This is a genomic window from Psychrobacter cibarius, assembly GCF_904845955.1.
Taxonomy (GTDB): Bacteria; Pseudomonadota; Gammaproteobacteria; order Pseudomonadales; family Moraxellaceae; genus Psychrobacter; species Psychrobacter cibarius_B.
Window position 1 is genome coordinate 1 of sequence record NZ_CAJGYX010000001.1, and the last position, 11,650, is coordinate 11,650.

An 11,650-nucleotide genomic window follows, 5' to 3' on the forward strand; every position below is an offset into this window, starting at 1 on the left:
ATATGTCGTTGGGCATCTGCTACATCATCTTGAGTGGCGTGATAAGGGGCATGATTGGTCAGCACCAAGGCTTGCTGCTGATGGGTGACAATCGGTGCAATACCCCCACCTTTTAAGCCTGTCTGTTCAATCAACCAGCCTGCCGCAACCTTTACCATGGCATCAGGCATAGCGTAGCCGACGATAGCAGGGTAGGTTGATTGTAAAGCAGTAAAGTGTGATTGAGGAATAATGGGGTTTTGAAAAAAGCTACCACAATTTGGCAGTTGCTTGGGGTTAGGGAGTTTCTGTCGACGAATATCGATAATCGCTTGCATGATATCCGCAGGCACTGGCTGCGTACGATCGTCTTGCTCGGCATAGCGTTGTGCAACGGTTTGCACATCACCATAGCTGGTTAGGATTTTGGTTGCATCGGTATGTAATCTGAATCCAACACAGCTGATTAACCAAGTATTAGGCGCACGTTTAAAAATGCTGTCACGATAGCCAAACTCGCAGTCCGTGGCTGTGAGATGATGCCAAGTTTGAGTGGGTAAGTGATAGGCTCGTACATACTGTAAGCAGTCTTCTAGTTGGACACCATAAGCACCGATATTTTGTACGGGTGCCGCACCAGTTAGCCCCGGGATTAGTGCCAGATTTTCTAGCCCATACCAACCTTGACTGACCGTATACACCACCAAGTCATGCCAGTTTTCACCTGCCATTACTGCGATATCGACGTGGCTATCTGTCTGAGCGGTTAGGCTGATGCCGCGCATTTGGGGCTGCAATACGATAGCATTCAGATGCGCTGGCAATAACACATTACTACCGCCAGACAACACAAATAATGGCTTGTTTTTCGCTATGTCTTTTGTATAATTTGCCATAAAATCGTCAAGCTGTGCTTCAGTCGTCAGTGTCACGACAGTATCCGCGACACAGGCTAAGGCCATGGTATTACCATGTGACAAATCGACTAATTCACGGGTCAATAAGCTCGCTGGCAAATCAGTGGTCATGGCAAATTGAGTACTAGAACCCAAGCGTGAAACTGAGGTCATAACATGGCCCATGTGGCAGATAGATAATGGATTACACAGTGTTTATTATAAAGGATGAAAGATATAAAGGTGGTAGAAAGTTAGCTTTATCGTTAGCAAGCTTTCCAGCTTTCAATCCACGCTTGTGCGCTTGACTCAATACGCTCAATTACCTCTTCAAAGTCGTCACCATCGCCTTTATAAGGATCTGGCACATCGTCGCCGCCATAAGTAGGATCTTCCTCACTAAATAAAGCCAACTTAGCCAAATTATCTTCTGTTTCTATTAAGCTGTCTTTGATGGCTTGTAAATCAGCTAAATTCTGTGTATCCATCGCTAGAATTAAATCAAAATTACGAAAGTCATCGGCACTGACTTGGCGGGCGATCAGTTTATTGATTTTATAACCATGCGCTTTTGCATGGCGTTGCGAGCGAGTGTCGGGCGCATGACCAATATGCGAGTCACTCGTTCCTGCTGAATCTACTTTGATTGACAATCCAGCAATCGCTGCTTGCTGACGAAAGACTTCTTCAGCCGTTGGCGATCGGCAAATATTTCCCAAACAAACCAATAATACAGAAGACGGAGTACAGGTTTTCATCAGCATAATATGACCTTGTATAACAAAAAAACATGCTATAAGAGACCGGCATGTTGGTGCGGCTTTTATTAGCATGCAATTAATTAAGTAAATCGGCCGTCAGCGTAACGGTTAATGCCTTGAATGGCAAGAGTAGAAGCTAAACAATACGGTCATCTGTTCACGAATTTTCGATGATATTATTTATAATCTAAGGTCGTGCTTTGACCAGCTTATTCTTGTTTGTGCTTAAAGCGTTGAAGGTCACGGCGCTCTTTTTTGTTGGGTTTATTATCGGGCCGTGCAAGATTGGCAAGTTTGCGCTGCTCAGCATGATAAGCGCGGCGCTCTTCGCTTTCTTCAGTCTCTGAATACAAAACTTCAGCAGCGAGCGCATTACCACGTTGCGCCGTTAGTGCTTCAACGACGACGGTCTTTTCAGTCATGGCAGTGGCTGAGCCTTGACGAATCTGTAGTTCATCGCCAATCATAATCTCTTTACTGGTCTTTACGCGGCTACCCGCATAATGTACCCGTCCGCTTTCGATGGCTTCTTTAGCAAGGTTGCGAGTGCGATAAAATCGTGCTGCCCACAACCACTTATCGAGACGCATACGCACGACATCAGGTTGGCTATGGTTAGGCTGATTGTGGTTTTTGTTATGTTTACTCATCAAAACCTCATCGATATCCATAAAGTAAGATAATAATAATGGTGCTTTTTTTGCAAATTGAAAGAGCCTTGCGCTATCAAAATGTTTAAAAATAGATTTTATGGTAAAGAGAGAAAGTCTCGTCTTAGCCATTATTCTGATTGGCAACTTTCATCGCCATTTCTGCCGCATCATTTGTCTTTAACTGCGCTAAACCGTTAATCACACCTGTGATATTTTCTACGGTTTTATTTTGGCTTAATTTAAATTGGGCTTGTATAGAATCGATGGGCAGCTTAAAGCCAATAATCCCTCGGCACATAGCATCGATATAAGTAGCAGGTGCCTCATCTAATGACCAAGGATGGTCGGATAGCACCTCTTGCCATGCAGTCATGGTTGCTAATATCCATTTCAGCGTCTCGGCGTCTTCAAGCAGCTCAATTTTGGATTGAATATGAACACTTTGATAGTTCCAAGTGGGCACTTCTTTATGGGTTTTCGCTTTGCTAGGATACCAGTTAGGGCTAATATAATGTCCAGAATCTTGAAAAATAATTAACCACGCAGTATCTGGTAAGGTGTTCTGATAAATAGGGTTTTTACGACCAAAATGACCGTAAAGATAGCCGTACTGAGCATTAGAGTTAACACCAACACCAACACCAACACTAGCACTAGCACTAGCATCAGGCATAAAGTTATCGTTATGCCAGAAGAGTGGTTTATGGCAGGCTTCGATGCCATCTTTGGTTTGAGCAACCAAGGTCGCTAAGGGATTGGCTGCGATAAATCCAATGATGTTTTCTAGGTTTTCTTCGGCAAAAATAGCAGGAGTATGCATGCTGTTCTCAGTTTATATTTGATATAAAATCAGCGACACCACTGCTGCTCACATGGAATACCATCATTATTACCATCCATTTTGGTATTCGGGCAGTGTTGTACAAAGTAAGTGGCTTCTGCGCATGACGTCATCTGAGAGCAATGCTTTCGGCCATCACAGGTAAAGCTTGATGCTGACGACGTGAGTACTGGTTTTACTACCGAGACTGATGTTGACGTTGCATCTGAGTCGACGTACGTTGGCGGTATATCATCCAGATCAGTTGAGGTAAAAGCAGCGTCAACTGGAGTATCAGTCGCAACGTCAGCGATAGGGTTACTGGTCGTGTTTTTAGGTTGCAGCATCTTATAACCCAAAAGTGCTAAAACCAGTAATAATACAAAGATCAATATCTTTTGAGTCACGGTTTACCACCTCATCATGGTCGCTATGAATTAATGAAAGCTACCAATGCATAATCACTGTTCATTTATCAATGGCGGCTTTTTAGTGATTAACAACAGCCATTGATGGATTGATAGTCTATTTTTATTTCAAAAATAATTGATAACCGATATTGTCGTTGAGCATGGTGCAGTCATAGCCGATATCGAGTAACGCGTCTTGTAATTGACGAGAATTACCTTCAGACGCTTGCAAACCGACCAGTACGCGACCTTCGGCGGCACCATGATTGCGATAATGAAACAAAGTGATATTAAAGTCATCACCCAGTTTTTCTAAAAACTTCAGCAATGCCCCTGGACGTTCAGGGAAAACCACACTTAATAATTGCTCGTTTGCAACATGCGCATGACCACCAATCAAATGGCGGATATGTGATTTGGCAATATCATCATCGGTCAAATCATGAGCTGTATAGCCATCAGCTGCCAATTGGGTACGAATGGTTTTGCGCTCTTTGTCGCCTTCTTTTAGTGCGATACCGACAAATATTGATGCAGGTTCCATAGAGTCAGGTGATTTTTTACTATCGGCGCGATAATTAAATTCAGTAATATTGCGTCCATGTAAGCTACGGCAGAAATTTAAGAAAGCGCCTGTCTGCTCAGGAATCGTCACACCAAAGATGGCTTCTTTTTTCTCACCAATTTCAGTACGCTCAGCGATATAGCGTAGGCGGTCAAAGTTCATATTGGCACCGCAAATAATACCGACGCAGTTTTTACCTTGCAGATTATGGGCTTCGATATATTTTTTCATGCCAGCAACGGGTAACGCGCCCGCAGGCTCAACGATACTGCGATTTTCTTCAAAGATGTCTTTAACCGCCGCGCATACTTCGTCATTGGTACAAGTCACCACTTCAGGCTCGACTAAAGGACCTGATTTATCACTCTTTTGCATGCGGACAATTTCAAATGGCAATTCGCCGATTTGAGCAACTGCCACGCCGTCGACGAACAGCCCAACTTGCTCAAGCTTAACGCGCTCATTGGCTTCAAGCGCCGCTTTAAGAGAAGCTGATTGCTCTGCTTCCACCGCAATCACTTTGACATGCGGGGCAACTTCACCCAAAAATGCCGCGACACCTGAGATGAGACCACCACCGCCAACCGCGACGAACACATAATCCATATTGCGCCATTGCTGGGTGAGCTCAAGACCAATGGTACCTTGTCCGGCAATGACCAATTCATCATCGTAAGGTGGGATAAAGGTCAGACCTTCTGTTTCAGCGCGATTGATTGCATAGCGGTTGGCTTCGTCGAAGCTATCACCATACAAATCGACGTTGCCGCCCAGTGCTTTAACGGCATCGACTTTAATATCAGGTGTGGTGGTCGGCATCGCGATGATATTGTTTAGGGCAAGTTTACGGGCAGAATAAGCAACGCCTTGTGCGTGATTACCTGCTGATGCACAAATGACGCCACGTGCTTTTTGCTCATCACTTAATTGACTAATTCGATTATAGGCACCACGCAATTTAAAGGATTTGACCGGTTGCAAGTCTTCGCGTTTAAAACGAATGTCATTAGCAAAACGTTGGGTCAGCTTGGGCGCCGCTTCAAGTGGTGTTTGAATTGCCACGTCATAGACGGTGGCTTGCAAGATGGCTCGTACCCAATGTGACAGCATAATGTTCCCTAATAAAAAGTGTGGATGAATAGAAAAATTAAATAGATTAGCCTATGCTGATTTTAACGGTCTTGCAAGACCCTATTGCAGTTTTTGCAGCGATTTCAATTTTTGATGAAAGATAGGGTGGTTTTATCTCAATATTTTTTAAATAAAATATTGAATTATTTCCATATGTCTGTATTATTGGACATATGGAAATAATAAATGCTATCGCAAGCTTTGCTGCGCTCTCTCAAGATACTCGTCTAAAAGCTTTTAGGTTGCTTGTCAGCCAAGAGCCCGTTGGTCTGCCAGCAGGTGAAATTGCTCGTCAACTGTCTGTACCACATAACACGATGTCAGCCCATTTATCGGTGCTGGCCCGAGCCGGGTGGGTGGTGTCTCAACGGCACAGCCGCCATATAATTTATCGTGCATCACTAGCACATATGGAGGATGTTATTCAGTTTTTACTGCAAGATTGTTGTGCGGGACATCCAGAATTATGTGCGTCTCTTATGGACAGTTTGAGCGGATGTGAGCGTGCTAAACCTGCTGATGCAGACAGTCTTTTAAATAATCAGTAAGCCCAAAACAGATTTAACAAACCTCTTTATTACTAGGGCGTGTCCTCATTTTTAGCTCATTTAGTCAATTTTTTTAAGATTGAGGACATACCCTAAAAATATTCATAAAATAGGTAAAATTACTATGACATCACTAATTTTTCACAATCCCAAATGCGGTACGTCTCGCAATACATTGGCCATCATGAAAGCCTCAGGCGAAAATCCAGAAGTAATTGAATATCTTAAAACCCCACCAAGCCGTGATCATTTAGTTGAGCTGCTGGCAAAGATAAACCTTTCACCAAGAGAGCTGTTACGAAGCAAAGAGCCTGTCAATGATGAGCTAGGATTAGACAATTCTGAACTGTCTGACGATCAAATCATTGATGCGATGATTGCCCATCCCATTTTAATCAATCGTCCTATCGTGGTCACCAATAAAGGCGCCGCGTTATGCCGACCGTCTGAGCGCGTATTTGAGTTGTTAGAGAATCCCGTGAGTAGTTTTACTAAAGAAGATGGGGAAGTGATTTATCATGGCAAATAAAACAGCAGATTTAGATGTAGTCGATTTGGGTGATTTGCCCAATATTGATGTAGACAGTATACAATCTATCGATATTGAGTCTTTAATTGGAACAAATGACCCGCGCCATGCGCCTAAAATATTGGTGCTATACGGCTCTCTACGCCAGCGCTCATTCTCTAAACTGGCCAGTGAAGAAGCGAGCCGTCTATTGCGTTGGTATGGTTGTGAGGTTCGAACCTTTGATCCGACGGGTTTACCATTGCCTGATGCTGTTGATGCCAATCATCCAAAAGTACAAGAGCTGCGAGAGTTGGCGCAGTGGTCAGAAGGTATGCTGTGGGTGAGCCCAGAACGTCATGGCAGTATGACCAGTATTATGAAAGCACAAATTGACTGGATTCCATTGTCATTAGGCGGTGTGCGTCCAACCCAAGGCAAAACTTTGGCAGTGATGCAAGTCCGCGGTGGCAGCCAAAGCTTCAATACGGTCAACCAATTGCGCATTCTTGGGCGTTGGATGCGGATGATTACCATACCCAATCAGTCCTCTATTCCTAAAGCCTTTTTGGAATTTAACGACGATGATCGTATGGACAAGTCTCCTTTATATTTGCGTCTCGTGGATGTTTGTGAGGAGTTGGTGAAATTCACTTGGCTGACTCGTGGACGCTCAGCCTATCTGACTGACCGTTACTCTGAACGAGTAGAAAGCGCAGAGGAGCTGTCGCAGCGCGTCAATCAAAAATCACTCTAATTTATTTTCTAATACTTCATTTTCTAATACTTGCGCTTACATAATTGTTCTTATAATAATTAAGCCTAAAAAGGTTACTCAATGTTGGCATTGATTATATTTATCGTGACTTTGGTTTTAGTGATATGGCAGCCCAAAGGACTGGGTATTGGCTGGAGTGCAATGGGCGGTGCGTTGATTGCCTTAGCTTTTGGCGTGGTACAGCTCTCCGATATTGGTATTGTGTGGGACATCGTTTGGGATGCGACTTTTACCTTTGTGGCGCTTATCATCATCTCGCTTATCTTAGATAAAGCCGGATTTTTTGGCTGGGCAGCACTGCATGTGGCTAGGCTTGGCAATGGGCAAGGACGTTTGCTGTTTCCTATGATTGTGATTTTAGGCGCGTTTATCTCGGCATTGTTTGCCAATGATGGGGCAGCTTTATTACTGACACCGATTGTCATCGCTATCTTACTACGTCTTAAATTCTCACCACCATCCGCTTTGGCATTTATCATTGCGACTGGCTTCATTGCTGATACCGCAAGTCTGCCGTTAGTCACTTCTAATCTGGTCAATATTGTCAGTGCCAATTATTTTGACATTGGTTTTGACCGTTATGCAGCAGTGATGATACCGGTCAATATTGTTTCTGTATTGGCGACGCTGGCCGTATTATGGGTGGTCTATGCGCGGCACATTCCAAAACACTACTCCATTGCTGATTTGAGTGCGCCCGAGTCTGCGATTGAAGATCCGCTGGTCTTTAAAGCGGCCTTTCCACTGCTCGCGTTGCTACTTATTGCCTACTTTACGACTGAGTCATTGGGCATTGCTATCTCATTTGTGACAGGAGTGGCGGCGTTAATATTAATGGCAATTGCAGGTCGCTGGTGGCAAGGGGGTCGTGATGCCGTTGTTTCTGTATCCGATATCCTGCGTCAAGCGCCTTGGCAAATAGTGTTATTTTCCATCGGTATGTACTTGGTTGTTTATGGCTTGGGCAATGCAGGGTTAACGGCCTATGGTGCTCAAGTTTTGAATTGGCTAGGGCAGCAGGGTACGGTCATCGCAACAGTAGGAACTGGATTCCTCTCTGCTATTGTAGCCTCTGTCATGAATAATATGCCGTCCACTTTGGTTGGTGCACTGGCGATTGATAATGCGCAAGTACCTGATGCCACTCGAGAGCTCATGATTTATGCCAACGTGATTGGTAATGATTTGGGGCCGAAATTTACACCTATCGGTAGCCTTGCGACTTTATTGTGGCTCCATGTATTGGCAGAAAAAGACTATAAAATCAGTTGGGGACAGTATATGAAGATTGGACTGCTCATTACCCCGCCCGTACTATTGGTCACGCTACTGGCTTTGGTTGTTTGGTTGCCCTATTTATCTACATTTTAAAATTTGAGTGAATGTCTTGCGATTAGCGTGGCTATTACGCTGACATCCATTAAGCTCATCGGGTATAATGGCGGCGCATTTTACCTTTTTACCCTTTACTTTTTTTAAAGCGATACGTTTATTTTTCCAAGGATTTATGATGAGTGATCAGCAAGCACAAAAGCAAGCCGCCGCCAAAGCGGCTCTAAGTTATATCGAAGATGACATGATACTTGGAGTAGGCACAGGCAGTACGGTCAACTGTTTGATTGAATTATTGCCAACTGTAAAGCTTGCTGGCGCGGTGGCTAGCTCACAGGTCACTGAAGACAAACTTCGTGCCCTTGGTATTGAGATAGTTGATTTGAACTTTGCTGGTACGCTTGATATTTATATCGATGGGGCAGATGAGGTCAATGAGCATTTGCAATTGATAAAAGGCGGTGGCGGCGCGCTCACTCGTGAAAAAATTGTGGCAGCGGCTTCTAATAAATTTATATGTATGGTTGATGAGAGCAAAAGCGTTGAGGTGCTAGGTCGCGAGTTTCCTGTTCCGATTGAGGTACTGCCGCAAGCACGTTCTTATGTCGCACGGCAATTAGCCGGTATGGGCGGTGAGCCAGTTTACCGCGAAGATTTTGTGACTGATTATGGCAACGTCATCTTAGATACTTATGATTTGGATGTGAGTAATCCGATAGCGCTTGAGAAAGAGCTGAATAATATTGTGGGTGTGGTGTGTAATGGTATTTTTGCAGCCAATCAAGCTGATGTATTGCTGAAAGCAGGTAGTGATGGTGTGACGACACTGATTCGTTAAAAAATGCTTACTCGTTAAAAATCGGTTAAGCAGTGGCTTATCGTTCATCATAAAATAAAAAGGCAGATCATACTAAATGTGGTCTGCCTTTTTCGTACTTACTCTTCCATAAATAGATTATGGCGATATTTTTTAAAGTTTTATTTTGTCTTGTAATAAGAACTCCATCAAGGCTTTTTGCGCATGCAAGCGATTTTCAGCTTCATCCCATACCACTGAGCGTGGATCGTCAAGCATATCATGAGAGATCTCCTCACCACGATGCGCGGGCAGACAGTGCATAAATACCACTTCAGGATCGGCTTTGTCCAATAGCGATGGCGTGACTTGATAAGCGGCAAAACGGCGCGCACGAGTGTTTTGTTCAGACTCTTGTCCCATGCTTGCCCATACATCAGTGACAATTAAGTTTGAATCTTTCGCGGCTTCTTGTACGTTTTCGACAATACTGACGCAATGCGAGAAGCGTTTCATCAGCTCAGGGTCAGGCTCAAACCCATAAGGCGCAGCGACGCGTAGCTCAAAACCAAACTGATGAGCCGCTTGCATATAGGATGCGCACATATTATTGCCATCACCAACCCAAGTAACGATTTTATTTTCGATACTACCGCGATGCTCATAATAGGTTTGCATATCAGCCAGTAGCTGGCAAGGATGAAATTCGTCAGTTAAAGCATTGATAATAGGCACGCTTGAGTATTCAGCAAAGGTCTCAACTTTTTCGTGACCAAAGGTACGAATCATGATGATATCGACCATGCTCGATATGACACGAGCGGAGTCTTCTAGCGGCTCACCACGCCCAAGCTGGGTATCATTTGGTGACAAAAAGATAGCACTACCACCAAACTGACCCATACCCGTCTCAAATGAGATGCGTGTACGGGTTGAGGATTTTTCAAATATCATGCCAAGCGTACGACCAACAAACGGCTGATATATCTCGCCTGCGTGTTGCATCTTGCGCAATTCGCTAGCGCGTTTTATAAGGTTTTCTAGTTCTTGTTTGGTTAAATCAGATAAGGTCAAAAAATGGCGCAAACTCATAGTAATCCTAGCAGTCGATCGCAGTCAGTGAAACGTCATCAGTCTTTAATAGCATCGCGTCAGTGCGTATGCTGGGGTGACAACAAACTTTTAGTATAGCGCAATTAGGCTTAATGTAAATGTCCAATTTGCCGTGATTTATAAGTCTTGCAAACAGACATTACATGAATAGTGATGAGGTCGGCATAATTATATTTGTATGCGATTTGGGCGAATGCTTAGGCGGCATAGTAGCTCGTAGCTAATCGTACCAGCATGTGCGGCGACTTCATCGATGTGCGGGGCATCGCCCCATAGAATTACTTTACTGTCTAACGCAATGTCTTCTGGCGCGGTACTGACATCAATGACAATCATATCCATTGCCACGCGTCCAATGACTGCGCATCGGTAGCTTTGATCGTTAGTAGTATCTATAACAGTGACATAGGCTTCATCGCTGATGACACGAGGGTAACCATCGCCGTAGCCGACACTCACCAGCGCTGTTCTAGTGTCTTTCTGCGCTGTCCAACGACTGCCATAACCAATAGCATTGTCTGCCTGAACTGTTTGCAGAGCGATAATTTGTGCGCTGAAATCCATCGCTGGCTGTAAGTCTAACTCATGCGCGCTTTTATCAATGACAGGGGCGCTACCATATAAAATAATGCCGGGACGTACCCAATCATAATGATGCTCTGGAAAATTAACGATACCAGCTGAATTGCATAATGAGCCTTTGATATCGTTGCTAACAGTCTCTTGCAAAGTGCTTAATACATCTGAAAAACGCTGTATCTGCATCGCATTTAATGGATGAGTGCTGTCATCGGCATTAGCAAAATGCGTGGCTAGTATCAGCTGATATCCTGCTTCATGCAGGCGCTTAGCCGCTGCCATAATATCTTCAGCGTTGAAGCCTAGACGGTTCATACCAGTATTATATTTAAGCCAAACCACTCTGGTCGCACTATTGGCTGGTGGGATATTGTCGAGTGCCCACTGCAATTGCGGTGCATGATGAATCACGCAGCTAATATCATGCTCAATGGCTTGCTGCCACTCATCAGTGGTAAATGCCCCTTCAATCAAACCAATGGTTTTGTCCCAGCCTAACTGCCGAGCTTCTAGCGCCTCAGTCAAGGTTGCAACACCAACACCGTCTGCTTGTTGCAATGCAGGCAATACCGCTGCCACGCCATGTCCGTAAGCGTTGGACTTGACCATGGCTAGAACTTTAGAGTTTGATGCCATTTTCTTAACTTGGTTTAAGTTGTGAGTAATGGCTTGTGGTTTGATTGTGATAGTACGCATAATTGGCTTCTTTATAAGTAGAATTATGAAGTTATAAAGCCAGTACTGCATCAATTGGGCTAATGCAGCACTGGCTATTTTATTA

13 protein-coding genes are annotated in these 11,650 nt (G+C 44.2%); 5 read left to right on the forward strand and 8 right to left on the reverse strand.

All coding sequences use genetic code 11. The features are described from left to right. The 6 genes from murB to ilvA all read right to left on the reverse strand — a co-directional run. Positions 1 to 1,007: UDP-N-acetylmuramate dehydrogenase (gene murB, locus JMV76_RS00005; protein ID WP_201501607.1), on the reverse strand; the 1,007-nt coding region annotated here is incomplete at its 3' end. Positions 1,008 to 1,141: 134 nt separating this feature from the next. After that, on the reverse strand, positions 1,142 to 1,639 hold the full coding sequence (locus JMV76_RS00010; RefSeq protein WP_060491170.1) for a low molecular weight protein-tyrosine-phosphatase: 498 nt from the start codon (positions 1,637 to 1,639) through the stop codon (positions 1,142 to 1,144). Positions 1,640 to 1,845: 206 nt separating this feature from the next. Further along, complete coding sequence (locus JMV76_RS00015) at positions 1,846 to 2,286, reverse strand: RNA-binding S4 domain-containing protein (RefSeq protein ID WP_201501170.1); 441 nt, start codon at positions 2,284 to 2,286, stop codon at positions 1,846 to 1,848. A 124-nt stretch (positions 2,287 to 2,410) separates the two neighbouring features. Next, positions 2,411 to 3,109 (reverse strand): FMN-binding negative transcriptional regulator, encoded by a 699-nt coding sequence (locus JMV76_RS00020; RefSeq protein ID WP_201501171.1) that lies wholly within the window; start codon positions 3,107 to 3,109, stop codon positions 2,411 to 2,413. A gap of 29 nt (positions 3,110 to 3,138) precedes the next feature. After that, positions 3,139 to 3,516 (reverse strand): excalibur calcium-binding domain-containing protein, encoded by a 378-nt coding sequence (locus JMV76_RS15215; RefSeq protein ID WP_227689958.1) that lies wholly within the window; start codon positions 3,514 to 3,516, stop codon positions 3,139 to 3,141. 124 nt (positions 3,517 to 3,640) lie between these two features. Then, positions 3,641 to 5,194 (reverse strand): threonine ammonia-lyase, biosynthetic, encoded by a 1,554-nt coding sequence (gene ilvA / locus JMV76_RS00030; RefSeq protein WP_201501172.1) that lies wholly within the window; start codon positions 5,192 to 5,194, stop codon positions 3,641 to 3,643. Between the two features lie 194 nt (positions 5,195 to 5,388). Between ilvA and JMV76_RS00035 the strand changes: the two genes are divergently transcribed. The 5 genes from JMV76_RS00035 (at position 5,389) to rpiA (ending at position 9,219) form a co-directional block, all read left to right on the forward strand. Next, entirely contained in the window at positions 5,389 to 5,763 is a 375-nt protein-coding gene (locus JMV76_RS00035) for an ArsR/SmtB family transcription factor (protein ID WP_201501173.1), read from the forward strand. A 124-nt stretch (positions 5,764 to 5,887) separates the two neighbouring features. Beyond that, the gene (arsC, locus tag JMV76_RS00040) at positions 5,888 to 6,292 is read left to right on the forward strand and encodes an arsenate reductase (glutaredoxin) (RefSeq protein ID WP_201501174.1); all 405 of its coding nucleotides are present in this window, start codon (positions 5,888 to 5,890) and stop codon (positions 6,290 to 6,292) included. Continuing rightward, positions 6,282 to 7,028 carry an arsenical resistance protein ArsH gene (gene arsH, locus JMV76_RS00045; protein WP_201501175.1) on the forward strand — a complete coding sequence of 249 codons (747 nt, stop codon included), beginning with the start codon at positions 6,282 to 6,284 and terminating at the stop codon, positions 7,026 to 7,028. The genes arsC and arsH overlap by 11 nt, the downstream gene beginning before the upstream one ends. Before the next feature lie 81 nt (positions 7,029 to 7,109). Then, on the forward strand, positions 7,110 to 8,420 hold the full coding sequence (locus JMV76_RS00050; protein WP_201501176.1) for an arsenic transporter: 1,311 nt from the start codon (positions 7,110 to 7,112) through the stop codon (positions 8,418 to 8,420). A 139-nt stretch (positions 8,421 to 8,559) separates the two neighbouring features. After that, positions 8,560 to 9,219 carry a ribose-5-phosphate isomerase RpiA gene (rpiA, locus tag JMV76_RS00055; protein WP_201501177.1) on the forward strand — a complete coding sequence of 220 codons (660 nt, stop codon included), beginning with the start codon at positions 8,560 to 8,562 and terminating at the stop codon, positions 9,217 to 9,219. 132 nt (positions 9,220 to 9,351) lie between these two features. On the opposite strand, the gene argF is transcribed toward rpiA, so the two are convergent. Together argF and alr are read right to left on the reverse strand one after the other, a co-directional pair. After that, positions 9,352 to 10,269 (reverse strand): ornithine carbamoyltransferase, encoded by a 918-nt coding sequence (gene argF, locus JMV76_RS00060; protein ID WP_193012283.1) that lies wholly within the window; start codon positions 10,267 to 10,269, stop codon positions 9,352 to 9,354. A 189-nt stretch (positions 10,270 to 10,458) separates the two neighbouring features. Then, entirely contained in the window at positions 10,459 to 11,565 is a 1,107-nt protein-coding gene (gene alr, locus JMV76_RS00065) for an alanine racemase (RefSeq protein ID WP_201501178.1), read from the reverse strand. Positions 11,566 to 11,650: the final 85 nt, after the last annotated feature.